Here is a 24643-nt window from a genome sequence, read left to right on the forward strand (position 1 = left end):
CCCTGGTTGGTCGGAGGTGGATGCGGGTGGGAAGGGGCATGCCCTATGGCCGCGGCGCCGCTCATACGTGCACCCCTCTCGCGTAGCGGGGGATCCGCACCGTGGCTTTGGTCCCCTCCCCCGGGGCGGTGTCGAGCCACAGGCCGTACTCGGGGCCGTAGACCGCGCGCAAGCGCCGGTCCACATTGGCCAGACCGATGCGGCCGGCGCCCTGGCGGCTCCCCGCGAGGATCGCCTTCGCCGTCTCCGGCTCCATGCCGGCGCCGTCGTCCTCGACCTCGATGACGCACAGCGCGCCCTCGGAGAACCCGCGCACGGCGATGTGCCCGGTGCCGGGCTTGGACTCGAAGCCGTGGCGCACGGCGTTCTCCACGATCGGCTGCACCACCAGGAACGGGATGGGCACGGGCAGGACCTCCGGGGCGATGCGGACGGTGATGTCGAGGCGGTCGTCGAACCGGGCACGCTGCAGCTCGAGGTACGTCTGCACCGCCTGCAGCTCATCGGCGACCGTGGCGTAGTCGCCGGTGTTCGCGAACGAGTACCGCAGGTAGTCCGAGAAGTCGGTGAGCAGTTCGCGGGCCCGCTCGGGGTCGGTGCGGGTGTGGGCGCTGATCGCGGCCAGGGCGTTGTGCATGAAGTGCGGCGAGATCTGGGCCCGGAGCGTGCGCAGGTCGGCCGCCGCGATCCGCTCGCGGGCCCGGTCCAGGTCGGCGTGGTCGAGCGCGGTCGCCACGAGATGCGCGGCCTCGGCGACCTCCGCATCGCTCACGTCCCCCGCCACGAGCAGGCACCCGGCCAGGTCCCCCGAGACGATCAGCGGCGAGGCCCGCAGCGGCGGCGCCGTCACCGGCTCCAGTACGTCCAGGGTCTCGACCAGCAGGCTCTGGGCCGCGGCCGGGTCGAGGTTCCCGGCGACGGTGATGACCCGGTCGCAGTCGGCCAGCGCCACCGCGTCGGCCGCGAGGAGCTTCGCGAGGCGGCGGGCCGCGAGCGGCGCGCCCTTGCCGTTGAGGCCGTCGACGAGGGCTTCGCCGACCTGGCGGGAGAGCCGCAGGGCCGCGAGCGCGCCGGAGCCCAGCGCGCGTCGGCGCGTCGAGGCGAGCCTCGAAGCGCGGATCGAAGCGGAAAGGCGACCGGGGATCACCCGTTCACTGTAACGGGGCCCACAATGAGAGCGGGGAGGGCCGCCCCGGCCCTCCCCGCCCCTGGGGCGGCTCAGTGACTCGCGGCCCGCTCAGAGCCCGCGCCGGTCAGCGCCCTCACCTGGAGGGTCGCGAACTTGTCGGTGCGGGACTCGTCGCTCATCAGCGTGCCGACCACGGCGCAGACGAGACCGAGCGGGATGGAGACCAAGCCAGGGTTCGACATCGGGAACCATGCGATGTCGACCCCTTCGCCGAGCAGCGAAGTTTCGGTTCCGGAGAACACCGGAGAGAACACCACCAGGGTGAGCGAGGCGATCAGGCCGCCGTAGATCCCCCACAGTGCGCCGCTGGTGTTGAACCGCTTCCAGAAGAGGCTCAGCAGCAGCGTCGGCAGGTTCGCGGAGGCGGCCACCGCGAAGGCGAGGCCCACCAGGAACGCGACGTTGAGGTTCTGGGCGAAGATCGCCAGGACGATCGCGACGACGCCGATGCCGATCGAAGCGAGCTTCGCGACGCCGACCTCCTCGCGTTCGGTGGCCTTGCCGTGGCGGATGACGCTGTTGTAGAGGTCGTGCGCCAGCGAGGACGACGAGGCGATCACCAGGCCCGAGACCGTGGAGAGGATCGCCGCGAACGCCGCCGAGGCGATGACCGCGAGCATGACCGCGCCGAGCGTGGACCCGCCGACGTCGCCGCCGACCACTTCCGCCAGCTGCGGTGCCGCCGTGTTCCCGGCCGGGTTCTGGGCGGTGATCGCCTCGACTCCGACGATCGCGGCCGCGCCGAAGCCCAGCACGAGCGTCATGAGGTAGAAGGCGCCGATCAGGCCGATGCCCCAGTTGATGGAGCGGCGGGCGACCCGGGCGTCCGGGACCGTGTAGAAGCGGATGAGCACGTGCGGGAGCCCGGCGGTGCCGAGGACCAGCGCGAGGCCGAGGCTCACCAGGTCGAGCTTGTTCCACATGGTCTGGACCGCGTCGCCCGGCACCTCCACGCCGTAGCGCAGCCCCGGTTCGAGGAAGGCCGCGCCCTGGCCGGAAGCGTGTGCGGCGTCGCCGAGCAGCTCGGAGACGTTGAAGCCGTACTGGCCGAGGACCATGAGCGTCAGGACGGCCGCACCGCCGACCAGGACCATCGCCTGGAAGATCTGCACCCAGGTGTTGCCCTTCATGCCGCCCAGGGCCACGTAGAGGGTCATGATGAGCCCGACGAGGACGATGCCGGCGATCTTGGCGGTCGCGGCGTCCATGCCGAGGTACGTCTCGCCCTCCTTGATGCCGAGGAGCAGCGCGATGAGCGCGCCCGCGCCGACCATCTGGGCGAGCAGGTAGAAGATCGAGACGCTGAGGGTCGACACCGCGGCGGCCGTGCGGACCGGGCGCTGGCGCATCCGGAACGACAGGACGTCGGCCATGGTGAACCGGCCGGTGTTGCGGAGCATCTCGGCGACGAGCAGGAGCGCCACGAGCCACGCGACGAGGAAGCCGATCGAGTACAGGAACCCGTCGTAGCCGAACAGGGCGATCGTGCCGGCGATGCCGAGGAACGAGGCGGCCGACATGTAGTCGGAGGCGATCGCGAAGCCGTTCTGCCACGCCGAGAAGCTGCGGCCGCCGGAGTGGAAGTCGGTGGCGGTGCGGGTGTAGCGGTGGCCCCAGACGGAGATCGCGATGGTCACGGCCACCGTGAGCAGGAACAGGACCATGGTCAGGGTGCGGCCGGTGTTGTCGGCCTGTGCGAGGAGGTCCATCAGCGGTCCTCTCCGTAATGGATGGCGTCGTGGAGCTCGATCGCCTTCGGGTCGTAATTGCGGGCGGCGTAGCGCGAGTAGCCCCACGCGATGCCGAAGGTGGAGAGGAACTGGCCGAGGCCGAGGAGCAGCGCCACGTTGATGTTGCCGAAGAGGACGGTGCCCATGAAGTCCCGGGCGTACGCGGAGAGGAAGACGTACAGCAGGTACCAGGCGAGGAACGCGATCGTCGCGGGCACGATGAAGCGGAAGAGGCGGCGCTTGAGGTCGACGAAGCGGGGGTCGTCGTGCATCGCCGCCAACTGGTCCTCGGAGACCTCGGGCGGGGGTCCGTCGCGGGTGGGGGTCGTAGCCATCGGGCCGTTCCTCCTTGAAGGGCTTGATGCTGGGCTTGTCCCAGTCCTTGCCCGGGCCGACGTTTCTGGCGCGAGTCGGTCCGGTGACGGGTTTACAAGCAACCTAGGAGGCGCACGGGGCAGAGTGAAGCATTGCTGTGACGCGTGTCGCCGGGGGGCTCGCTTCCTGCGGTGAAGGCCCCGATGAGCGGTCGGCGAACGGTCGGCGAACGGTACTCCGGGTTTCGGCGGCGCGAACGATGAATCCGGCGAAGGGATCTCGTCTGTACCGGTGAAGGCGTTGGAACACCGAAAGGACCGCACGATGGCGAGCAAGATGATCTTCCTGAACCTGCCCGTGAACGACCTGGACGCCGCCAAGGCGTTCTACGAGGCGCTCGGCTGGAGCATCAACCCGGACTTCACCGACGAGAACGCCGCCTGCGTCGTCGTCGACGACAACATCTGCCTGATGCTGCTGACCAAGGAGTTCTACTCCACGTTCGCCGAGCGGCCGATCGCCGACACCACCGCGTTCTCGGCCGCCGCGTACGCGCTGGCGCTGCCGGACCGCGAGGCCGTCGACGAGCTCACCGACGCCGCCCTCAAGGCCGGCGGCACCGAGGAGACCTCCAAGCAGGACCGCCGCGCCCAGGAGGCCGAGGTCGGCATGTACGGCCGCACCTTCCTCGACCTCGACGGCCACCAGTGGGAACCGTTCTACATGCCGTACGGCTCCTGACGCCGCTCCGGTTCGGCTCGGCCGTCAGGCCGAGTCGCCGGTGCGCCCGGAGCCGTCTCGGGCCGGGAGACCCGAAGGGCCGCCACGCGAACGCGTGGCGGCCCTTCGGCTCGCTGTCAGCCGGGCGGCGGCTGCGGTGGGGCTCCCGGCGGGAACTGCGGCGGTTGCGCCCCAGGCGGATACGGCGGCTGCCCGGGCGGCGGGTGTCCCTGCCATTGCTGCTGCGGTCCGCCGGGCGGCGGGTACATCTGCGCTGCGTAGGGCTGCTGCCGCTTCTTCGACGAGTTCGCGACGAGCACGACCGTCAAGACGACCCCGACGATCACCGCGAACAGGCCGAGCAGGATGAGCACATGCCAGGGTCTCAGGGCGCCCAAGTCGCGGCCTCCGCTCGGGGACTCTTGCAGATCGGAACGCTCATCCTGCCACCCTTCCACATCGGTGCTCCGTGCGAGGCCGGCGGCAACGCACTTACATCATGTCAGTCGCAGCAACCGGATCGAGGTCCGCACGCGCCACAATCGGCAGGGCTCGGCGCGAATCCCTAAGAGTGGACGCAGAACTCGTTGCCCTCGGGGTCGCCCATGACGATCCAGGCGGCGCCGTTCTCGTCGAAGCGGTCGCTGAGGCGGGTGCCGCCGAGGGCTTCGAGGCGTTGGACCTCGGGTTCGATGTTGTCGCGGCCCACGTGGAGGTCGAGGTGGAGGCGGTTCTTCACGGTCTTGGCCTCGGGGACCTGCTGGAAGAGGATCCGCATGCCCTGGCCGGCGTCCGAGGCCGGGTCGAAGGGGTCGTCCGGGTTGCGGACGGCGGCGAGGGTCTTCCAGGCGTGGTGTCCGTCGACCTCGGTGAGGAGGTCTGCGGTGACGACCCCGTTCGCGAGCAGGCCCGCGATGAACGACGAGTGGTCCTCGACCTGGTAGCCCATCGCCTCGGCCCAGAAGGCCGCGAGGCGGTGCGGGTCGGTGCAGTCGACGACGATCTTGAAGTGAACAGGCATACCGCCCACGGTAAGCCCGGGGTACGACAGCCGCCCCGCTCCTTGCGAAACCGTCGCGGGGCGGCCCTCGGCCTACTCGCGGTACTCGTTCGGAAGGCCGAAGAGCGGGAAGAGCTTCGGGGTGTCCAGGAAGTAGTTGAGGCCCGAGATCTTGCCGCCCTCGAGTTCGAGGACGGTGATCGACCACGGCTCCCAGAGTCCGGGCGTGCCGCTCGGCTTGTAGTGGCCGAACGCCGGGAGGCCGTTGGCGCTGACCGGGACGAGCTTGGAGCCCTCGCAGCCCTTGCCGGCGGTGAGCATGAACTCGGCGACGCTCGCGTGCCCTTGGACCCACAGCGGGATCGGCGGCATCGAGAGGGCCACGTCCTGCGTGCACAGGGCCGTGAGCGCGTCCATGTCGTACGCCTCGAAGGCGCTCACGTAGCCGTCGACGAGCTTGCGGAGCTCGGCGTCGTCGATCGTGTAGGACGCCTCGGGGGTAGCGTGCACCTGCTCCATGGTGGCCTTGGCGCGCTGCAGCGCCGAGTTGACGCTCGCGGGGCTCAACTGGAGGGCCTCGGCGGTCTCGGCGGCCGAGAAGCGCAGCACCTCGCGCATGAGCATCACCGCGCGCTGCTTCGCGGGCAGGTGCTGGACGGCGGCGACGAACGCGAGCCGCAGCGTGTCCTTGGCTTCGGCGGCCGCCGCCGGGTCGGCCCCGAAGGCCATCGAGTCGGGGATCGGCTCGACCCACAGGTAGTCGGGCTCGGGCGCGGGCAGGGGCGTGCCGGCGTCGGAGGCGGGGGCCAGGTCCATCGGGCGGGCCCGGCGCTGCGGGCCCTTGATCATGTCGAGGCACACGTTCGTGGTGATCTTGTAGAGCCAGGAGCGCAGTGAGGAGCGGCCCTCGAAGGCGTCGTGGGACTTCCACGCCCGCGTGAAGGCCTCCTGCACGGCGTCCTCGGCCTCGAACGAGGAGCCGAGCATGCGGTAGGCGTACGCGCAGAGTTCACGCCGGTGGGGTTCGAACTCGGCGAGCACCTCGTCTTTGATCGCAACGTTCATGATCACAGCCTCGCACAGGCCACCGACATCCGCCGAGACGGTTTCGGAAATCTGATTCGCCAGGCCGTAAGGTGCCCGAATACACCCTTGTGGTGCAACGAAAGGCTATTTGTCCCGGCGGTGGTCGACCATCCAGCGCTCGAACGCGTCGGCGTCCATCGGCCTGGCGAAGTGCCAGCCCTGCCCGGCGTGGCAGTTCCAGTCCTCCAGCTGCTTGCGGACCTTCTCGTCCTCCACGCCCTCGGCGACGACCTCGACGTCCAGGGCCCGGCCCAGGTCGATCGTGGTCGAGACGATCGCGGCGTTGTCCGGGTCGTCGATCAGCGTGGTCACGAAGGACTTGTCGATCTTGATCTCGGTCACCGGCAGCCGCCGCAGGTGCTGCATCGAGGAGAACCCCGTGCCGAAGTCGTCGAGGCTGATGCCCACCCCGAGGTCGGAGAGGCGCTGCACGTTGACGACGACGCGGCGCGGGTCGGCCATGAGCGCGGACTCGGTGATCTCCAGCTGGAGCTTCGCCGCGTTCACCCCGTAGGCGTCGATCCGCTCGGTCAGGAAGTCGGTGAACTCGGGCGACTGGAGGTCGCGCACCGAGACGTTCACGGCCATGCGCAGGTCGTAGCCCGACTCGTTCCAGGACCGGAGCTGGCGCAGGGCGATGTCGACGACCCGCTCGGTGAGCATCCGCATCACCGAGGAGTGCTCGGCGGTCTCGATGATCTCGGCGGGGTTGACGATCCCGCGCTCGGGGTGGTGGTAGCGCAGCAGGGCCTCGGCACCGATGACCTCGCCGTCGGCCAGGCGCACCTGCGGCTGGTAGTAGAGGTTCACGCCCGGCGAGTCGGGGTGGTCGAGGGTGCGGCGCACGTCGCCGAGGAGCAGCAGCCGCTCGGGCGAGTTGTGGTCGAACTCGGGCGCGTAGCGGGCGAACGAGGAGGCGCGCTGCTTCGACTCGTACATCGCGATGTCCGCGTGGCGGAACAGGGTCTGGAAATCGGAGCCGTCGTCGGGATAGACCGCGACGCCGACCGACCCGTCCACTTCGACGCTGGCGTCGCCGAGGACGATCGGGGCGTCCAGGCGGGCGCGGATCTCGCGGGCGCACTCCATCGGGTCGGTCATGCCGTCCAGTTCGGACCACATGAACGCGAACTCGTCGCCGCCGAGGCGCGCGATCGCCTTGCCCTTGGGCTTGTCCGCCTCGAAGCGGTGCGCGAGCTCGATGAGCAGCTGGTCGCCGACCACGTGGCCGAGCGCCGAGTTGACGTCGGCGAACCGGTCGAGGTCGAGGATGAGGACCGCGACGGCGGTCCCGGTCTCGGCGGCGTCCGTGAGCTTCCCGTCGACGGCCTGCTGGAAGCCCTTGCGGTTGAGCAGGCCCGTGAGCGGGTCGTGGTCGGCCTGGCGCTCGCGGTCGGCGGCGGTCTGGAGGATGCGGTACACGGCGAAGATGGGGATCGCCGAGGCCGCCACCAGCCACCAGGAGGACATTGCGGCGGTCGCGACGATGGGCGCGATCGCGATCTGCGTGGCGCGCAGCGCCCACTCGCTCTTGAACCACTGCCAGAACGGGGAGACCCACCCGTCCCCGGTGCGGAGGCCGTGCCGGGCCGCGACGAGCGCGAAGCTCGTCAGGGTCCAGACCGATCCGGCCGCGAAGATGGCGAGCAGCTGCTCAGCCGTACCGGACCAGGCATGGGGCCCGGTGAAGGCCGCCCAGACGCCCCAGGCGAGCACCAGCGCCACGCCCTGCTGGGCGACGTTGAAGACCGCCCGCCACAGGGAGGCCTTGAGCTGCACCATCAGCATGCCGATGGCCGCCGACTGGACGATCAGCGCGGGAAGGAAGCCCCAGGTGATCATGGTGGCGAGGACGTACACGAGGTAGATCGAGGCCATCGGCGACATCCACAGCCCGCCCCAGCGGGTCGGGCGCAGCTCCGCGACCATGGCCAGGCCGGCGGTGAGCCAGAAGGCGAAGGGCACGCCGAACCAGCCGCCCGCAGGCGCGCTGCTCGTCACGGTCACGGCGACGGCACCGGCGATCGCGACTATCGCGACCGCCGACATGAAGCCGTAATACCGGCCCGGATGCTCCTTAGGCGCAGTGTTGCGCATGAGCGTCGTGGCCATTTCGCTCCTCCCACTGCCGCGCCGTCTCCGGGAGACGCGCCAGAATCCCCCGGGGTCGGTCGCGGCCGACTCCTCTGTCATATCGCGAATTCCGCTCCCAGACAACGCCGGGAGCACATGCGGCACACTTGTGACCAGGCGCGACATGCCAATTACAGAAACCGTTATCCGGTGTTCACTGCTGCGTCTCCCGTGGTCGGTTCCAGGCGTCGGCGGCCCTTTCGGGCGATGGGTGCCGGCCCGTTGGTACGGCAAGGGGCGAGCTCCACGAGATGACTCTGCCCTGAACTAACGAGTCTCCCCCCGTAGAGGAATACGGATCGTTACCGACTTGTGATCATTCTGGTTCGTTCTCGGCATCGGAAGTTTCCGGTGCGGACAAGCCGTCTGCAAGCAGCGCCGCGAACTCCTCGCCGCGCACGATCCGGACGCCGAGCGCCACGGCCTTGTCGTACTTCGAGCCGGGCTTGTCCCCCGCGACGACCGCGCTGGTCTTCTTGGACACCGAACCGGAGACCTTGCCGCCGCGGGCCTTCACGGCGGCCGCGGCGCCCTCGCGGGTGTAGTCGGGGATGCCGCCGGTGATGACCAGCGTGAGGCCCTCGAGGGTCTGCGGGAGCGCCTCCGAGGGGTCGGGGGCGTCGTCCTGCATCCGCACCCCCGCCTCGCGCCAGCGCTCGACGATCGCGCGGTGCCAGTCGACGGCGAACCAGTCCTTGATGGCGGCGGCGATGGTGGGGCCGACGCCGTCCACTGCGGCCATCTCGGCCTCGTCGGCGTTGGCGATCAGGTCGAGGTCGCGGAAGTGCTCGGCGAGGGCCTGGGCGGCGACGGGGCCGACGTGGCGGATCGAGAGGGCGTTGACGACGCGCCACAGGGGCTGCTTCTTGGCGGTCTCGAGGTTCTCGAGCATCTGGACGGCGGTCTTCTTCGGCTCGCCGTTCTTGTTGGCGAAGTAGGCGACGACCTTGTCCTCGCCGGTCTTGGGGTCGGGTTTGGGCAGGCCCGTGTCGGGGTCGCGCACGACCACCTGGATGGGCAGGAGGTCCTCCATCTTGAGGTCGAAGACGCCGCCCTCGTCGACCAGCACGGGGTCGGCGCCGAGCGGTTCGACGAGCGCGGCGCAGGCGATGTAGCCCATGCGGTCGACGTCGAAGCAGGAGCGGCCGGAGAGGTAGGCGAGGCGTTCGCGCAGCTGGCCGGGGCAGGAGCGGGCGTTCGGGCAGCGCAGGTCCACGTCGCCTTCGGCGGCCGGAGCGAGCACCGAGTCGCATTCGGGGCAGCGCTCGGGCATCACGAACTCGGTCTCGTCGCCGGTGCGGGCGGCTTCGACGGGCGCGACGACCTCGGGGATGACGTCGCCGGCCTTGCGGACGACGACGGTGTCGCCGATCCTGACGCCCTTGGCCTTCACCTGGTCGGCGTTGTGGAGGGTCGCGAACTCGACTTCGGAGCCGGCGACGCGCACGGGTTCGAGCACGGCGTAGGGGGTGGCGCGGCCGGTGCGGCCGATGGAGACCTTGATGTCGAGGAGTCTGGTGTTGACCTCCTCGGGCGGGAACTTGTACGCGACGGCCCAGCGGGGGGTGCGGGAGGTCGCGCCGAGACGGCGCTGCACGGCGATCCGGTCGATCTTGATGACGACACCGTCGATCTCGTGGACGAGTTCGTGGCGCTGCTCGCCGAACTCGGCGATGTAGTCGAAGGCCTCGTCGATCGTGGCGACGACGCGCCAGTAGGGGCTGGTGGGCAGGCCCCAGGCGTCGAGCGCGGCGTAGGAGTGGGACTGCGACTCGGGTTCGAAGCCGCGCAGGGCGCCGAGGCCGTGGGCGATGAAGCTGAGGGGGCGCTCGGCGGTCTTCGCGGCGTCCTTCTGGCGCAGGGAGCCGGCGGCGGCGTTGCGCGGGTTGGCGAACGGGGCCTTGCCGGCGGCGACCTGGGACTCGTTGAGGCGCTCGAAGTCGGCGCTCGGGAAGTAGACCTCGCCGCGGACTTCGAGGAGTTCGGGCACGTCGTAGCCTTCGGCGGCGGTGAGCCGCTGGGGGACGGCGCTGATCGTGGCGACGTTCGCGGTGACGTCCTCGCCGGTGACGCCGTCGCCGCGGGTGGCGGCGCGGGCGAGGCGGCCGTGCTCGTAGACGAGGTCGACGGCGAGGCCGTCGATCTTGACCTCGCAGAGGTAGGGCTCGCCGGGGACCTCGGCGGTGATGCGGTCGGCCCAGGTGCGGACCTCGTCGAGGCTGAACACGTCTTGGAGGCTGAGCAGCTTCTCGAGGTGGGTGACGGGCGTGAACGCCTCGGAGAAGGTGCCGACCTGCTGCGTGGGCGAGTCGTTGCTCTGCAGCTCCGGGTAGGCCGTCTCGATGTCGATGAGCTCGTGGAAGAGCTCGTCGAACTGGCTGTCGGAGATCGTGGGCTCGGCGAGGTAGTACCGCTTCCGATGCTCGGTGATCTCCGCGGCCAGCGTCTCGTGGCGCTCGCGGGCGCGGGAGAACTCGGGGTCTGCGGTCCGGTCGGTGCCGTCCAGGTCTGCGTCAGTCGTGCTCACGGCCCCATTGTGTCAGCTGGGTCCGACGTTTCGGGGAGGCCGAAGCCTTATGCAACCGGTCACCTCGCGTTCACGTCGTGATTGCCTCACTTACCCCGGGGACCGGAAGGATCGGCCGCGTACGGCCCGTACGACCCCCGAAACGCCCCTTGCAAGACCCAGTCTCGAAAGCCCAGTCTCAAAGGAGTCCGGATGGCGATCACGTCGATCGGCGGCTCGAACCGCCGCAGCTTCCTGCGCCGAGGCGCGACCGCCGCCGGTGCGAGCCTCTTCGCGGTCGCCGCGATGGAGGGCCTGTCGATCCGCGCGGCCAACGCGAAGGACGGCGAGAAGGACCGCGGCTGCCCCGACAACGGCGGCTACGGCGAGCTGCGGGAGCGCACGCGCACCGACCCGGAGACCGGGTTCTCGCAGACCCTCTGGCTCCCCGAGGACTTCGACTTCAAGGTGTTCGCGGTGGCCGCGTCCCCGATGCGGGACGGCAACCGCACCCCGCTCGCGCACGACGGCATGGCCTGCTTCCCGACCGGGCGGCGCGGCGAATGGCGGCTCGTGCGCAACCACGAGGAGCGCAACGAACCCGGCGTGGGCGTCCCGGCCGGGAGCCCCGAGCGTCGCTACGACGAGCTCGCAGGCGGCGGGACCACGACGATGAGCGTCCGCTGGGAACGCGGCGAGCCGCACTTCGAGGAGGCCTGGCAGTCCCTGTCGGGCACGATCGTCAACTGCGCGGGCGGGCCGACCCCGTGGGGTTCGTGGCTCTCCTGCGAGGAGACCACGGCCGGCACGGGCGCCGGCTGGGCGGCCGAGCACGGCTACGTGTTCGAGGTGCCCTCCGCCGAAGAGGGCGAGACGAAGCCGGTGCCGCTCAAGGAGATGGGCCGGTTCGTGCACGAGGCGGTGGCCGTGGACCCGCGCTCGGGCGTGGTCTACGAGACCGAGGACCAGCACACTTCCGGGTTCTACCGGTTCCTGCCGAACGTGCCCGGCGACCTCGCCGAGGGCGGGCAGCTGCAGATGCTCAAGATCGTCGACTCGTGGAACTACGACACCCGCACCGGCCAGCGCGCCGGGAAGGGCCTGTACGCGGAGTGGGTCGACATCGACGACCCGGACCCGGCCGGCGCCGAGGAGGACCCGCTCGCGGTGTTCAACCAGGGCTGGGCTCGGGGCGCGGCGGTGTTCGGGCGGCTCGAGGGCTGCTTCTACGGTGACGGCGCGGTGTACATCGCGTCCACTTCGGGCGGTGACGAGGGCGAGGGCCAGCTGTGGGAGTACCGGCCGCGCGGGCACAAGGGCGGCACGCTCAAGCTGGTGTTCGAGTCGCCTGACGCGGAGCTCTTGTCCTATCCGGACAACATCACGGTCTCGCCGAGCGGGAATCTGATCCTGTGCGAGGACACGAGCCGGGACCTGCCCGCGATGCGGGGCCTGACGCGGGACGGGGAGATCTTCCCGCTGGTGTACCACGAGGGCAGGACCGAGTGGTGCGGCGCGACGTTCTCCCCTGACGGCAAGGTGCTGTTCGCGAACATGCAGGGCGCGACGCGCGGCGAACTGGGCGACCCGGCGCTGGAACCGGGACGCACCATCGCGATCTGGGGGCCTTGGAGCATGGGCGTCCTCTAGGACTGAACCTCCCGAGAACTGAACCTCCCGAAAAGGCCGGCCGCGCAGCAATCGTCCCCGCTGCGCGGCCGGTCCTCGCTGTCTTCACCCATGGACGCGGCCGGTGTCGCGAGCGGCGCATCGGGCGCGTCGGACGGTGGTTTCGCCATGAGCGGGCATCGGTTCGGGATAGTATTTCACCATGCGATGAATTACGTGGTACGGTGAATTCATCAACCATTGAATTCCTGGAGGCTCCCATGCCACCCACCCCGCAGACCGCCATAGCCGTCGACGACCTCGTCGTCGACCGCGGCGGGCAGCCCGTTCTCAAAAGCGTCTCGACCCGCATCGCGGCAGGGTCGGTCACCGGCCTGCTCGGGCCCTCGGGCTCGGGCAAGACCACGTTCATCCGCGCCGTCGTCGGCACGCAGAAGGTGCGGTCCGGCACCGTGGAGGTGCTCGGCCGCCCGGCGGGCTCGAAGCCGCTGCGCAGCCGCGTCGCCTACGTGACCCAGGACGCCTCGATCTACCGCGACCTCTCGGTGAAGGCCAATGTGGCCTACTTCGCGGCGCTCTACGGCCGCAACCGCTCCGAGGCCATGGCCGCCATCGAGCGCGTCGGCATGGGCGACCATGCGCACAAGCTCGCCGGGAACCTCTCCGGCGGCCAGAAGACCCGCACCTCGCTCGCGTGCGCGCTCGTCATCGAACCTGAGGTGCTCGTCCTCGACGAGCCGACCGTCGGGCTCGACCCGGTGATCCGCGAGGAGCTGTGGGACCAGTTCCGCACCCTCGCGAAGCAGGGGGCGACGCTGCTGGTCTCCAGCCACGTGATGGACGAGGCCGACCGGTGCGACCGGCTCCTGCTGCTGCGCGAGGGCCGCTTCATCGCCGACGACACCCCGGCCGACCTGCGCGCCGCCACGGGCACCGCGAATCTCGAAGCGGCGTTCCTCCACCTCATCCGCGAACTCGAGAAGGCGAACTGACATGTCGCTGCGCATCACCTTCATCACCGCCGGGCGGATCCTGCGCCAGCTCCTCAACGACCGCCGCACGGTCGGGCTCGTCCTCGCCGTGCCCGCGCTCATCATCGCCCTGATCAGCGCCATCATGGACGACGCTCCCGAGGTCTTCGACAAGATCGGCCTGATCCTGCTGGCCGCCTTCCCGTTCATGCTGATGTTCATGATCACCTCGATCACGCTGCTGCGCGAGCGCACCGGCGGCACGCTGGAGCGGCTCATGACGACGCCGACCGGGAAGCTCGACCTCGTGAGCGGGTACGCGCTGGCGTTCGGGGCCGCGGCCGCAGCGCAGACGGCGGTCGCCGCGGCGGTCGCGTTCCTGTTCCTCGACCTCGACACCGCCGGCCCGACCTGGGCGGTGTTCCTCATCTGCATCGTGACCGCCGCGCTCGGGATGGCCTTGGGGCTCTTCGTGTCCGCGTTCGCGACCACCGAGTTCCAGGCCATCCAGTTCATGCCGGTGTTCGTCGTCCCGCAGCTGTTCCTGTGCGGGCTGATCTGGCCGGCCGACCAGATGGCCGGGTGGCTCCAAGCGGTCTCGGACGCGCTGCCGCTCACCTACGCCGTCAAGGCGCTCACCGAGGTCCAGTTCAACCCTGAGGTCACCGCCGACATGTGGGGCGATCTCGCGATCGTGGCCGCTGCGGCGCTCGTCGCAACGGCCCTCGGAGCCGCGACCCTGCGGCGGCGCACGAACTAGGGTGCATGCGTGGCCAGAACGAAGCGCGCCGGACGGCGGACCGGCAATCCCGACACCAGAGCCGAGATCCTGGCCGCCGCCCGGCGGCTGTTCGCCGCCGAGGGCTTCGAGTCGATATCGATGCGGCGCATAGCCGCCGAGGCCGGGGTGGACCCTTCGCTGATCCACCACTACTTCGGGTCGAAGGACGACCTGTTCCTCGCCGCGATCGAGCTGCCGCTGGACCCGGCCCCCGAGGTCGCGGCCGTGCTCGCGCAGGGCGGCGTCGAAGGCGCCGGCGGGCGGCTCATGCACGCGTTCGTGACGATCTGGGACGGCCCGCACCAGGACAAGCTCCTGGCCGTGGTCCGCACCAGCCTGTCCAAGCCCGCGATGTCGTTCGTACTGCGGCAGCTGTTCGAGCACCGGATCGTGAAGGCCGTGGAGAGCATCCTCGGCGGCGAGGTCGACCACATTCCGGCACGTGCGAGTTTCATCGCCAGCCAGGTGTTCGGGCTGGTCGTGGCCCGGTACATCCTCAAGCTCGAACCGGTCGCGTCCCTGAGCGCGGACCAGCTCGCGGTGACGATCGGCCCGACCATCGACCGGTACCTGACGATGCCGATCGAGCACCTCCTGGCCGGCAAGGAGAAGTGAGCCGCGCTCGCGCGGTTCGGGGCCTGAGGCGGGCCGACCTTAGACTGGCCGCATGCCGATCGTCGACAGCGCCATCTACCGCAAGGGCGTGCGCGAGTCGCACCACGTGACCCTCGACCAGACCTTCGAGGACCTCCACGAGCACGGCGGCTTCGCCTGGATCGGCCTCTACCGGCCCACCGGGGCCGAGCTCGCCGCCGTCGCCGAGGAGTTCGAGCTGCACCACCTCGCGATCCACAACGCCACCACCGGCCACCAGCGCCCCAAGCTCGAGCGCTTCGGCGACAGCACCTTCGTGGTCCTGCGCCCGGCCCGGTACCTGGAGGCGACCGAGCAGGTCGAGTTCGGCGAGGTGCACCTGTTCATCGGCCCGAACTTCGCCATCACCGTCCGCCACGCCGAGTCCCCCGACCTCGCGCAGGTCCGCAGGCGGCTCGAGGCCGACCCGGAGCTGCTGGCGCTCGGGCCGCAGGCGGTCCTGTACGCGGTGCTGGACGTGGTCGTGGACGGCTACAACCCGGTCGTCGACGGCATGGAGGACGACATCGACGAGATCGAGGACGAGCTGTTCTCCGGCGATCCCGACGTCGCCCGCCGCATCTACGAGCTCGCCCGCGAGGCGATGGCGTTCCAGCGGGCCACGCACCCGCTCGTGCGGATGTTCCGGGCCCTGGAGGCCGGGTACGACAAGTTCGACGTCGACATCGAGCTCCGGCGGGACATGCGGGACGTGCTCGACCACGTGCTGCGCATCGTCGAGCGCGCCGACACCTTCCGGGCGCTGCTGGAGAACGCGCTCACCGTCCACTCCACACTCGTGACGCAGGCGCAGAACGAGGAGATGCGGCAGCTCTCGCACGCGAGCATCGAGCAGGGCGACCAGGTCAAGAAGATCTCCTCCTGGGCGGCGATCCTGTTCACGCCGGGCCTCGTGGCCGGGATCTACGGCATGAACTTCACGCACATGCCGGAGCTGTCCTGGGCGCTCGGCTACCCGATGGCCATGGGGCTGATGCTGCTCTCGGCCGGGCTGCTGTACGTGGTCTTCAAGCGCCACAACTGGCTCTAGGGCCGCCTAGGCCGTGGCGACGTCGAACGCGGAGCCGATCAGGTAGGTCGCGGCCATCGTCGCCGCGCCGACCGACATGACCCGCAGCATCGCCTTGCCGCGCGGCGCGCCGCCGAGCTTCGCCGACGTGAAGCCGGTGAGCGCCAGCGCCGCGATGACCGCGACCGCGCAGCCGATCACGCGAATGCCGTGGGGCAGCAGGGTGATCGCCAGTAGCGGGAGCAGTGCGCCGCAGGTGAAGGCGAGGAACGAGGAGAGCGCGGCCTGCCAGGGGTTCGTGAGCTCGTCGGGGTCGAGGCCGTATTCGACCACCGCGTGGGCGCGCAGGGGGTTGCGGCTGGACAGCTCGCGGGCCGCGTTCCGGGCGGTCTTCTCGGAGAGGCCGCGGTCCTGGAGGCTGGTGGCGAGCTCGGCCTCGGCCGCTTCGGGCCGCTCGTCGAGTTCGCGCTTCTCGGCTTCGACCAGGCTCGCCTCGGTGTCGCGCTGGGTCGAGACGGAGGTGTACTCGCCGCCGGCCATCGAGAACGCGCCCGCGACGAGCCCGGCGACGCCCGAGACGAGGATCGTCGTCCGGTCGGCGGTGGCACCGGCGACGCCGATGACTATGCCTGCGACCGAGACGATCCCGTCGTTCGCGCCGAGGACGCCCGCCCGGAGCCAGTTGAGCCGGTTGCCGATCGAGCCGGGGCCGCCGCCGTTGTGCACCGCCGCTTCGTGGTCGTGGTCGTCGTGTCCGCTTTGCGCCATCACGATTCCAGTGAACCACAAGGTTGCAGCCGGTGGGAGTTCTCACAAGACCCCGAGAATTGCGGGGAATCAGGGGAATTGTCCGCCACCTTCAGGCGACGCTCTGTAGTGGACACTTCCCCTGGTTGACGACGGCCGCTATTGTCGGCACTCCCTCCGAAAAGAAGGGGCTCATTTCATGAGCGATCCCGCTGACTCCCCAGCTCCCCGGCCCGAAGACGCCGAAACGGCGCAAGGCGGCACGCCGAGCGTTCCTCCCCAGGATGCGGCGCCGAGCGAAGCGGCCCGGCCCGAGACGCCGATGGGCGACTCCCGCCCCGAAGCCGATGCGACTCCCGGACCCGTTCCGGCGCCATCGGCTCCGCAGCCCCCGGACCCGGCCGAACCGACTCCCCCGCAAGCGGCTCCGCAGCCGCCCGCCGCGGCTGGTCCTGCTTCCCAGCAGGCCGCTCCCGAACCTCCGCCCGCGGCCGAACCGACTCCCCCGCAGGCCGCTGCGCAGCAGGCGCCCGCCGCGACTCCCGCGCCGAGCACTCGCACTCCCGCGCGCGTCCCCGCACCGCCGCAGCAGCACCACCCCGCCGGGCCGCTGACCGCCGCCGAATACCACCGGCAGGCCGCCTACTACGAGCAGATGAACCGGCAGCGGGCGATCGCGCTGCCGCCCAACCCCCGCTGGTACCGCCCCGAAGCGGTCCCGAAACCGGCCATCGTGGTCCTCGTCATCGCCGTGGCCCTGTTCGGCGGCTGGGCCGCGTTCCACTCCACCGGGGTCGGCATCGGCCTCTCGCTCACCGGCATCGCGCTCCTCGCCGTGCCGCTCGCGGCCGGCGACCGGGCGGACCTCGTGCCGCGGCTGCCCGGCGCGGTCCTCGTCGCCGCCCTGTACTCGGTCGCCGCGATCCGCGACGCCGGATGGGTCGTCTTCCTGTGCACGGCCGCCGCGGTCCTCCTCACCCCGCTGGTCCTCACCCCGCAGCGCCGCTTCAGCGGCACCGCCATCACCGTGTTCATGGGCTGGCTCGAAGGCCTGGCCGAAGCGTTCCGGTGGGCCAAACGCGGCCGCCGCGCCAAGGACGGCCGCAGCGACGAACGCAACGCCGCCGGCATGCGCAACCTGTGGGTCGCGCTCATCACCGCCGCGCTGCTCGTCGTCTTCGGCGGGCTCTTCGCCGCCGCCGACAGCACGTTCGCGGACCTCGTCGTGAAGCTCCTGCCCGAGGTCAGCGCGGCCGAGGTCATCCTCAGGCTGCTCTTCGCCGCGTTCCTGTTCCCGCTCGGGCTCCTGTGGGTCTACACGGCGGTCGCGAAGCCGAACTACGACTCCACGCGCCCCGAGGGCGAGCACCGCACGGTCTCGCGGTTCGAGCTCTCAGTGCCGCTGGGGGCGTTGAACCTGCTGTTCGTCGCGTTCATCGCGGTGCAGCTGCGGGTGTTCCTCGGCGGCGAGGCGTACGTCCTGGAGACCAACGGGCTCACCTTCGCCGAGTACGCCCGCAGGGGCTTCTGGCAGTTGAGCTTCGTGTCGGCGCTGTCCCTCGTCGTGATCGCGGTCGCGGCCTGGCTCGCGCCGAAGCGCTCCTACGCCGACCGCTGGACGGCCCGCATCCTCCTCGGCACCCTCTGCGCACTGTCCATGGTGGTCGTCGCCTCGGCGCTGTACCGCATGTACACGTACGCCGAGACGTACGGGCTCACCCGGATGCGCGTGTGGATCTTCACCGTCGAACTCTGGCTGGCGGTCCTGTTCGCACTCGTCATCGTGTGCTGCTGGAAGCTCCGCGCCGCATGGCTGCCGCGCGCAGTGCTCGCCTCGGGAGCGCTGGCGCTGCTCGCCCTGGCCGCGTCGAACCCGGACGCGCTCATCGCCCGCTACAACATCGAGCACGAGCGCCGGCTCGACATCGACTACCTCAGCGGGCTCTCCGACGATGCAGTTCCTGAACTCGCGGCCCTGGAGGGCGATGAGCGCGACTGCGCACTCCAGCGGCCCAGGGACGGCGACGACGACGAGCGCGACCTCATGGCCTGGAACCTCGGCCACCAGCGCGCTGCGGGCATCCTGAAACCGTACGAGGACAGTCGGCTCTGCGACTGGGGCGACACGTACGGCCTCGGCGAGGACGGGATCGACGACGAAGGCGGCGACCCGCCGTCCGCGGACGCGCAGGAGACGGTCGCGCCGGTGGAGCCGGAGATGGAGACGGACATCGCGGCGGCCCCGCCGGCCGCCGGGTTCTTCCAGATCGCGACCTGCGACTCCCTCGACCACGAGACGACGAGCGAATGGCTCGGCGACGAAGTGGACGAGTGGGGCCTCTCGCCCAGCGGTGCCACGAACGCGTTCATCGACACGACGTCCCCTGGCTCCGCGTGGCTCACCTGCGGGTTCTTCGCCGACGGCGTCGCGATCGAGGCGAAGCTCGAGTACACCGATTCGTGGGAGGCCGCCTACGACCGGGTGACGGCCTCGCTCAGCGCCTACAGCGCCGAGGACTGGCTCGTCCAGGAACGCTCGGACAGCTACGTCCTCTCGACCGGCTCCGACGAGGAGCGGCAGTTCCAGTACTACCGGACCACCGAGAACCTGGTCCTCTACGCGTACATCTCGGGCGTCGCGCGCGACGTGGTCTCCGAGGCGGCCGCCGACGACCTCACCGGGCAGATGGAGTCCCTGTACGCGACGTTTGCCTGAGCGAATGTCCAAAGTCACCCTGGGTGGCGCGGCGGCCACTGAGCTGCCGCGCCACCGGCACACGCACTGTCCCGTCTAGACGCGAGCGTGCATCGCTCTTGCCAGTTCCGTTGCGGCCGAATAGCTTCGATGGATGCTGCGAGTGATCGGCGCGGGACTCCCGCGCACAGGGACCATGACCCTCAAGAACGCCCTCGAGACCCTCCTCGGCGCCCCCTGCCACCACATGGCCGAGGTGTTCAACAACCGCGCCGAGACCGACCCGCCGGCCTTCCTGGCGGCCGCGCAAGGCGACTACCCCGACTGGGACGAGCTGTTCACGGGCTACGCCGCCGCAGTCGACTGGCCCTCGTCGGCGTTCCACGCCGAACTGGCCGCGCACTATCCCGACGCCGTCGTCGTGCTCTCCAGGCGCGACAGCTTCGACACCTGGTGGAAGAGCGCCAACAACACCATCCTCAAGGACATCCACGCCGCCGCCGACCTCGTCGGCCCGATCTGGATGGGCATGATCGACGCCATCTGGGACAAGACGTTCGAGGGCGCGGCGCGCGACGACCGCGACGCCGTGGAGGCCGCGTACCACCGCTACCACGACCGCGTGCGCGAGACGATCCCCGCCGAGCGGCTCGTCGAGTTCGAGACCGGCGCCGGCTGGCAGCCGCTGTGCGAGGCGCTGGACCTGCCGATCCCCGAAACGCCGTTCCCGTACCTGAACACGACCAAGGACTGGAACGACCGCGCGAACGCAGTGCCGCCGGGCGGGGTACCCGCTGACGAACCGCAGTCCTGAACGGAGCGTCAGCCGCGGAGCCGCTCGGCGGCTTCGCGGCTGGCCTCCATCGCGAACCGCGCGTAGTCAGGACTGGCCCCGGCCATGCCGCACGTGGTCGCCACGCTCACCTGCTGCGGCAGCTGCTCGGGGCTGAATCCGAGGCGGTTCCACAAGCCGAGCACCCGTTCGGCCGCCTCCTTGGCGACGCCCGGATGGGGCTTGCCGAGCGAGGGCACTACCCCGGCGATGAGGCGGCCGCCGCCGTCGAGGTACTCCCCCAGGGCGTCGACCTTCGGCACGTCGTCGAGGTCGAGCAAGGTGAGGTCGACCGAGAGCGCCTGCGCCCCGGCCTCCTGCAGCAGCTTCACCGGCGCGTCCGGCGAGCAGCAGTGCACGACCACCGGCACGCCGACCTGCTCGATGAGCTCCCGCAGCCGCTCGCGGGCGACCTCGATCGGCACGCGGCGGTAGAAGTCCAGGCCCGACTCGGTGTTCACGCGGCCCGCCAGCGCCGCCGGGAGGCTCGGCTCGTCGATCTGGATCGACAAGGCGGCGTTCGGCATCCGCGCCTGCGCGGCGGCGATGTGGTGGCGCAGGCCCTCGGCGAGGGAGGCGGTGAGGTCGGCGACCGCGCCGGGGTCGGCGAGCATCGCGCCGCCGGTGCGCCGCCACAGGTTGGCGGCGAGGGTGAACGGGCCGACGGCGGTCAGGCGGACCGGACCGGCAATGTCCACTTCATGGAGGGCGTCGAGGTCGCGTTCGAGGAAGTCGAGGGCGCGCCTCGCGTCGCGGCCGGGCAGGTCGGCCAGTTCCCAGCGGAACGCCCACCACTGCACGGGCAGGCCTTCGAGGAGGGCCGCGCCGCGGCCGATCATGTCGGCGCCGAGCCCGCGTCCGGGCAGCTCGGGCAGGAACGGCCATTCGGGGAGCTCCCCGAAGACGATGTTGACGGCCTCTTGGGCGTCCGTGCCGGGCAGGGAGCCGATACCCGTGGCGATCCCGGTCGGCAGCGCGGCTGCTGACAGGTCTTCGGCGGCGAGGTCAGGCACGCGCGGCCTCGCCCGATTCGGCGTTCGCTGCGGCGTAGCCCTGCGTTGCGTCGATGGTGCCCGACGCGAGGACCGCGTCGCCTCGGGCCGCATCGGGGTCGTAGACGACGAGGGCCTGGCCGGCGGCGACGCCGAACGCGGGCTTGTGGAGTGCCGCGGTGAGGCCGCCGTCCTCGGGGGTCACCGTGGCCGGGTAGACCTCGCCGTGGGCGCGGAGCTGGACCTCGGCCGCGAAGGGGCCGGTGCGCTCTTCGGCGAGCCACACCGGCGCGCCGGTGCGGATGCGGTCGACGCGCAGGGCCTCGCGGGGCCCGACCTCGACCCGGTTGTCGACGGGCGTGATCGAGAGGACGTAGCGGGGCTTGCCGTCGGCGGCGGGCCGCTTGAGGCCGAGGCCGTGGCGCTGGCCGATGGTGAACTGGTGGGAGCCGTCGTGGCTGCCGAGGACCTCGCCGGAGGCGGCGTCGACGATCGCGCCCTTCTTCGTGCCCAGCTTGTTCTTGAGGAAGCCGGAGGTGTCGCCGTCACTGATGAAGCAGATGTCGTGGCTGTCGGGCTTCTGGGCGACGGCGAGGCCGCGGGTCTCGGCCTCGACGCGGACCTGGTCCTTCGGGGTGTCGCCGAGCGGGAACATCGAGCCGGCGAGCTGGGCCGGAGTGAGCACGGCGAGCACGTACGACTGGTCCTTGCCGGGGTCGACGGCGCGGCGCAGGAGGCCGTCATTGCCCTTGCGGGCGTAGTGGCCGGTGACGACGGCGTCGAAGCCGAGGGCCATGGCGCGGTCGAGGACGGCGGCGAACTTGATCTTCTCGTTGCAGCGCAGGCAGGGGTTCGGGGTGCGCCCGGCCGCGTACTCGGCGTAGAAGTCCTCCACGACGTCCTCGTGGAAGCGCTCGGCCATGTCCCAGATGTAGAAGGGGATGCCGATGACGTCGGCGGCGCGGCGGGCGTCGCGGGAGTCCTCGATCGTGCAGCAGCCGCGGGCCCCGGTCCGGTAGGTCTGGGGGTTCTTGGAGAGCGCCAGGTGGACGCCGGTGACGTCGTGCCCGGCCTCGACGGCGCGGGCGGCGGCGACGGCCGAGTCGACTCCGCCGCTCATGGCGGCCAGTACTCGCAGTTTCACGCCTTCAACCTTAGGCCGGTGATCCGCGGACGCTAGGAGAGCCCGGCGGTCTTCGCGCGGCGCACGGCTTCGGGCAGGGCCGCCACGAGCGCGTCGACGTCCGCCTTCGTGGTGGGCCAGCCGAGCGTGAACCGCAGGGAGGAGCGGGCGTCGTCGGCGTCGGTGCCCATCGCGAGGAGCACGTGCGAGGGCTGCGCGATGCCCGCCGAGCAGGCCGAGCCTGTGGCGCATTCGACACCGGCGGCGTCGAGGAGCATGAGGAGGGCGTCGCCCTCGCAGCCGGGGAACGAGAAGTGCGCGTTCCCGGGCAGGCGCGCTTCGGGGTCGCCGTTGTAGACCGCCTCGGGGACCGCGGCGCGGATGCGGGCGACGAGGTCGTCGCGCAGCAGCGCGAGCCGCTCGGACTCGGTCTCCTGGGTGCGCACCGCGTGCCCGACCGCTTCGGCGAGCGCGGCGATGCCGGGCACGTCGAGGGTGCCGGAGCGGATCTCGCGCTCCTGGCCGCCGCCGTGGAGGAGCGGGACGGCCTTCACGTCGCGGCGCAGGATGAGCGCGCCGGTGCCGGTGGGGCCGCCGAGCTTGTGGCCGGAGAGGGCGAGCCCGGCGGCGCCGGAGGCGGCGAAGTCGACCGGGACGTGGCCGACGGCCTGGATCGCGTCGGTGTGCACCGGGATGCCGTGGACGGCGGCGAGTCCGGCGATCTCGGCGATGGGCTGGAGGGTGCCGACCTCGTTGTTCGCCCACATGCAGGTGAGGACGGTGATCTCCGGGCCGTGCTCGGCGAGCAGTTCGGCGAGGGCGGCGGTGTCGACGCGGCCGAGCTTGTCGACCGGGAGCTCGCTGACGTCGGCGCGCTCGTGGTCGCCGAGCCAGGCGACGGCGTCCGCGACGGCGTGGTGCTCGATCGCGGTGGTCACCACCCGGTTGCGTCCGGGCGTGCGGCGGGACCAGTGGACGCCCTTGACGGCGAGGTTGTCCGCCTCGGTGCCGGAGCCGGTGAAGATGACCTCCCCGGGTTTGGCGCCCAGGGCTTCGGCGATGCGCTCGCGGGCCTCCTCGACCGTGCGGCGGGCGCGGCGCCCGGAACCGTGCAGGGACGAGGCGTTGCCGAGGGCGCGGGCGGTGCGCACATAAGCGTCGAGTGCCTGGGGGAGCATCGGCGTGGTCGCGGCGTGATCGAGGTAAGCCATGGCCCTTTCAGTCTACGTTCGATTGACGGCTCGCAGCCTTCGCCGTGGCCGGTTCGATCTGCGGCTCGCGGCCTTGGCCGTGTCGGGTTCGATCTGCGGCTCGCGAGCTTCGCCGTGGCCGGCGCTCCGGCTCACTCGGGCGGGGCCGCGGCGGCGCTGCGGCACAGGGGTCCGCACCGTTCCGAGGGGTGGGATTCGCGCGTCGGAATCTTCCGCATTAGTCGGCGTAATGCGTCGTGGTGCCCGCGAGATAGAATCTGACGAATCCTCCTACCTTTCCGATCAAAAGGGGTCGCCGCCCCGAGACCGGTGCCGAAGAAGGTCGAGTCTTCGACGCCCGTGTCGAGAGAAAGTGTGTGTGCCGATGACGCCTGAGCTCGCCGAAGCGCTACGTGCCGGGCCGTTCCACACTGCCCTGCGCGTGGCCATCCAGACCAGCGGGCTCGGTCTCGACCGCATCCGCCACCGCCTCGCCATGCGCGGCATCACCGTGTCGACCACGAGCCTGAGCTACTGGCAGTCGGGCCGGTCCCGGCCCGAGCGCGCCGAGTCCCTCGCCGCCGTCACGGCCCTGGAGGACCTCCTGGAGCTCCCCGCCGGGTCCCTGCGGGTCCTCTTGGGCCCCAAGCGGGCCCGCGGGCCGCGCTCGATCCGGGGGCAGCTCCCCCGGCCCGACGCGGTGCTCGGCGGCGACGCGGTGCGCGAACTGTGCGACCAGGTGCCCGCCTCCCGCGAGCACACTCTGGACATCCTGAGCCAGCAGGTGATCGTCCACGTCGACTCCGAATGGCAGGAGTCCGTGTTCGAGCTGTCGATGCTGGTGCGGGCCAGGCGCGACGACGTCGACCGCTACATCCTGCTGTACCGCGGCGACGAGGGCTGCGACATCGACGACATCGAGTTCAAGCCGGTGCGCGACTGCACGGTGCCGAACATCCTGCGGCACCCTGAGGCGCCGGTCGCGCTGGCGGAGATCGTGTTCGACACGCCGCTGCCGAAGGGCGCCACGCACCTGTTCGAGATCGTGGTGCAGGGCAACGGCGGCACCTCGAGCGGGCACGGGAACGCGTTCCGGTACCCGGTGGACCAGTACTCGCTGCAGGTGCGGTTCGCGCCGGACGCGATCCCGAGGCGCGTGTACCGCTTCGCGCAGTCGAGCCTGCAGCGCGAGAAGCGCGAGACCGGGGACCTGCAGCTGGGCCCGAACCGCACGGTCGCCTTGGCCGAGCCGGTGCCCCGGCCGGGCGCGCTCGGCATCGGCTGGGAGATCGAATAGCCCAGATCCTATAGGATATATGGTATAGGAAAAGGGCGCCCGCG

The 24643-nt window shown here is 70.7% G+C and carries 21 protein-coding genes; 9 read left to right on the top strand and 12 right to left on the bottom strand.

What is annotated here, in order from left to right:
• Positions 1–61: 61 nt before the first annotated feature.
• The 3 genes from AB0I03_RS00965 to AB0I03_RS00975 form a co-directional block, all read right to left on the bottom strand.
• A complete protein-coding gene (locus tag AB0I03_RS00965; protein ID WP_360405876.1) occupies positions 62–1057 on the bottom strand; it encodes a histidine kinase in 996 nt (331 codons plus the stop codon).
• 161 nt (positions 1058–1218) lie between these two features.
• A complete protein-coding gene (locus AB0I03_RS00970; protein ID WP_360404318.1) occupies positions 1219–2898 on the bottom strand; it encodes a cation acetate symporter in 1680 nt (559 codons plus the stop codon).
• Entirely contained in the window at positions 2898–3254 is a 357-nt protein-coding gene (locus AB0I03_RS00975; protein ID WP_360404321.1) for a DUF485 domain-containing protein, read from the bottom strand. Before AB0I03_RS00975 ends, AB0I03_RS00970 begins: the two co-directional genes overlap by 1 nt.
• A 304-nt stretch (positions 3255–3558) precedes the next feature.
• Between AB0I03_RS00975 and AB0I03_RS00980 the strand changes: the two genes are divergently transcribed.
• Positions 3559–3975, top strand: a complete 417-nt coding sequence (locus tag AB0I03_RS00980) for a VOC family protein (RefSeq protein WP_360404324.1) — start codon at positions 3559–3561, stop codon at positions 3973–3975.
• Between the two features lie 116 nt (positions 3976–4091).
• On the opposite strand, the gene AB0I03_RS00985 is transcribed toward AB0I03_RS00980, so the two are convergent.
• The 5 genes from AB0I03_RS00985 to ligA all read right to left on the bottom strand — a co-directional run bounded on the left by AB0I03_RS00985 (position 4092) and on the right by ligA (position 10679).
• Complete coding sequence (locus AB0I03_RS00985; protein WP_360404326.1) at positions 4092–4352, bottom strand: hypothetical protein; 261 nt, start codon at positions 4350–4352, stop codon at positions 4092–4094.
• 167 nt (positions 4353–4519) lie between these two features.
• Complete coding sequence (locus tag AB0I03_RS00990) at positions 4520–4975, bottom strand: VOC family protein (protein WP_360404329.1); 456 nt, start codon at positions 4973–4975, stop codon at positions 4520–4522.
• A gap of 72 nt (positions 4976–5047) precedes the next feature.
• The gene (locus AB0I03_RS00995) at positions 5048–6019 is read right to left on the bottom strand and encodes a sigma-70 family RNA polymerase sigma factor (protein WP_360404331.1); all 972 of its coding nucleotides are present in this window, start codon (positions 6017–6019) and stop codon (positions 5048–5050) included.
• Positions 6020–6124: 105 nt separating this feature from the next.
• Positions 6125–8152 carry an EAL domain-containing protein gene (locus tag AB0I03_RS01000; protein ID WP_360404334.1) on the bottom strand — a complete coding sequence of 676 codons (2028 nt, stop codon included), beginning with the start codon at positions 8150–8152 and terminating at the stop codon, positions 6125–6127.
• Positions 8153–8489: 337 nt separating this feature from the next.
• Complete coding sequence (ligA, locus tag AB0I03_RS01005; RefSeq protein ID WP_360405879.1) at positions 8490–10679, bottom strand: NAD-dependent DNA ligase LigA; 2190 nt, start codon at positions 10677–10679, stop codon at positions 8490–8492.
• A gap of 213 nt (positions 10680–10892) precedes the next feature.
• Here ligA and AB0I03_RS01010 point away from each other — a divergent pair, with 213 nt between their 5' ends.
• From AB0I03_RS01010 to AB0I03_RS01030, 5 genes are all read left to right on the top strand, one after another.
• The gene (locus AB0I03_RS01010) at positions 10893–12329 is read left to right on the top strand and encodes an alkaline phosphatase PhoX (RefSeq protein WP_360404337.1); all 1437 of its coding nucleotides are present in this window, start codon (positions 10893–10895) and stop codon (positions 12327–12329) included.
• Positions 12330–12568: 239 nt separating this feature from the next.
• Positions 12569–13300 (top strand): ABC transporter ATP-binding protein, encoded by a 732-nt coding sequence (locus tag AB0I03_RS01015; protein ID WP_360404340.1) that lies wholly within the window; start codon positions 12569–12571, stop codon positions 13298–13300.
• Between the two features lies 1 nt (position 13301).
• Positions 13302–14039: an ABC transporter permease gene (locus tag AB0I03_RS01020; RefSeq protein WP_360404343.1), complete on the top strand. Its 738-nt coding sequence runs from the start codon at positions 13302–13304 to the stop codon at positions 14037–14039.
• 9 nt (positions 14040–14048) lie between these two features.
• Positions 14049–14675: a TetR family transcriptional regulator gene (locus tag AB0I03_RS01025; protein WP_360404346.1), complete on the top strand. Its 627-nt coding sequence runs from the start codon at positions 14049–14051 to the stop codon at positions 14673–14675.
• A gap of 52 nt (positions 14676–14727) precedes the next feature.
• The gene (locus AB0I03_RS01030) at positions 14728–15744 is read left to right on the top strand and encodes a magnesium and cobalt transport protein CorA (protein ID WP_360404349.1); all 1017 of its coding nucleotides are present in this window, start codon (positions 14728–14730) and stop codon (positions 15742–15744) included.
• 6 nt (positions 15745–15750) lie between these two features.
• On the opposite strand, the gene AB0I03_RS01035 is transcribed toward AB0I03_RS01030, so the two are convergent.
• Positions 15751–16491, bottom strand: coding sequence for a VIT family protein (locus tag AB0I03_RS01035; protein ID WP_360404352.1), 741 nt, complete (start codon positions 16489–16491; stop codon positions 15751–15753).
• A gap of 178 nt (positions 16492–16669) precedes the next feature.
• Here AB0I03_RS01035 and AB0I03_RS01040 point away from each other — a divergent pair, with 178 nt between their 5' ends.
• Both AB0I03_RS01040 and AB0I03_RS01045 read left to right on the top strand, forming a co-directional pair.
• Positions 16670–19186: a DUF4153 domain-containing protein gene (locus AB0I03_RS01040; protein WP_360404355.1), complete on the top strand. Its 2517-nt coding sequence runs from the start codon at positions 16670–16672 to the stop codon at positions 19184–19186.
• A gap of 133 nt (positions 19187–19319) precedes the next feature.
• A complete protein-coding gene (locus AB0I03_RS01045) occupies positions 19320–19979 on the top strand; it encodes a sulfotransferase family protein (protein WP_360404358.1) in 660 nt (219 codons plus the stop codon).
• Between the two features lie 8 nt (positions 19980–19987).
• On the opposite strand, the gene AB0I03_RS01050 is transcribed toward AB0I03_RS01045, so the two are convergent.
• From AB0I03_RS01050 to AB0I03_RS01060, 3 genes are read right to left on the bottom strand one after another with little or no spacing between them, the layout of a single operon-like run.
• Positions 19988–21010: a methionine synthase gene (locus AB0I03_RS01050; RefSeq protein WP_360404361.1), complete on the bottom strand. Its 1023-nt coding sequence runs from the start codon at positions 21008–21010 to the stop codon at positions 19988–19990.
• Positions 21003–22127 carry a tRNA 2-thiouridine(34) synthase MnmA gene (gene mnmA / locus AB0I03_RS01055; protein WP_360405882.1) on the bottom strand — a complete coding sequence of 375 codons (1125 nt, stop codon included), beginning with the start codon at positions 22125–22127 and terminating at the stop codon, positions 21003–21005. Before mnmA ends, AB0I03_RS01050 begins: the two co-directional genes overlap by 8 nt.
• Before the next feature lie 38 nt (positions 22128–22165).
• Positions 22166–23323, bottom strand: coding sequence for a cysteine desulfurase family protein (locus AB0I03_RS01060; protein ID WP_360404364.1), 1158 nt, complete (start codon positions 23321–23323; stop codon positions 22166–22168).
• 364 nt (positions 23324–23687) lie between these two features.
• Here AB0I03_RS01060 and AB0I03_RS01065 point away from each other — a divergent pair, with 364 nt between their 5' ends.
• Positions 23688–24599, top strand: coding sequence for a hypothetical protein (locus AB0I03_RS01065; RefSeq protein WP_360404367.1), 912 nt, complete (start codon positions 23688–23690; stop codon positions 24597–24599).
• Positions 24600–24643 lie beyond the last annotated feature (44 nt).

The sequence above is a fragment of the Glycomyces sp. NPDC021274 genome (genome assembly GCF_040641195.1).
In the GTDB taxonomy this organism is placed as follows: Bacteria; Actinomycetota; Actinomycetes; order Mycobacteriales; family Micromonosporaceae; genus Glycomyces.

Excerpts from the sequence above, each read along its gene's own strand:
- AB0I03_RS00970 (WP_360404318.1), bottom strand. The coding sequence starts at position 2,898 with ATGGACCTCCTCGCACAGGCCGACAACACCGGCCGCACCCTGACCATG.
- AB0I03_RS00975 (WP_360404321.1), bottom strand. The coding sequence starts at position 3,254 with ATGGCTACGACCCCCACCCGCGACGGACCCCCGCCCGAGGTCTCCGAG.
- AB0I03_RS00980 (WP_360404324.1), top strand. The coding sequence starts at position 3,559 with ATGGCGAGCAAGATGATCTTCCTGAACCTGCCCGTGAACGACCTGGAC.
- AB0I03_RS00990 (WP_360404329.1), bottom strand. The coding sequence starts at position 4,975 with ATGCCTGTTCACTTCAAGATCGTCGTCGACTGCACCGACCCGCACCGC.
- AB0I03_RS00995 (WP_360404331.1), bottom strand. The coding sequence starts at position 6,019 with ATGAACGTTGCGATCAAAGACGAGGTGCTCGCCGAGTTCGAACCCCAC.
- AB0I03_RS01000 (WP_360404334.1), bottom strand. The coding sequence starts at position 8,152 with ATGGCCACGACGCTCATGCGCAACACTGCGCCTAAGGAGCATCCGGGC.
- AB0I03_RS01010 (WP_360404337.1), top strand. The coding sequence starts at position 10,893 with ATGGCGATCACGTCGATCGGCGGCTCGAACCGCCGCAGCTTCCTGCGC.
- AB0I03_RS01015 (WP_360404340.1), top strand. The coding sequence starts at position 12,569 with ATGCCACCCACCCCGCAGACCGCCATAGCCGTCGACGACCTCGTCGTC.
- AB0I03_RS01020 (WP_360404343.1), top strand. The coding sequence starts at position 13,302 with ATGTCGCTGCGCATCACCTTCATCACCGCCGGGCGGATCCTGCGCCAG.
- AB0I03_RS01030 (WP_360404349.1), top strand. The coding sequence starts at position 14,728 with ATGCCGATCGTCGACAGCGCCATCTACCGCAAGGGCGTGCGCGAGTCG.
- AB0I03_RS01035 (WP_360404352.1), bottom strand. The coding sequence starts at position 16,491 with ATGGCGCAAAGCGGACACGACGACCACGACCACGAAGCGGCGGTGCAC.
- AB0I03_RS01040 (WP_360404355.1), top strand. The coding sequence starts at position 16,670 with ATGAGCGATCCCGCTGACTCCCCAGCTCCCCGGCCCGAAGACGCCGAA.
- AB0I03_RS01045 (WP_360404358.1), top strand. The coding sequence starts at position 19,320 with ATGCTGCGAGTGATCGGCGCGGGACTCCCGCGCACAGGGACCATGACC.
- AB0I03_RS01060 (WP_360404364.1), bottom strand. The coding sequence starts at position 23,323 with ATGGCTTACCTCGATCACGCCGCGACCACGCCGATGCTCCCCCAGGCA.
- AB0I03_RS01065 (WP_360404367.1), top strand. The coding sequence starts at position 23,688 with ATGACGCCTGAGCTCGCCGAAGCGCTACGTGCCGGGCCGTTCCACACT.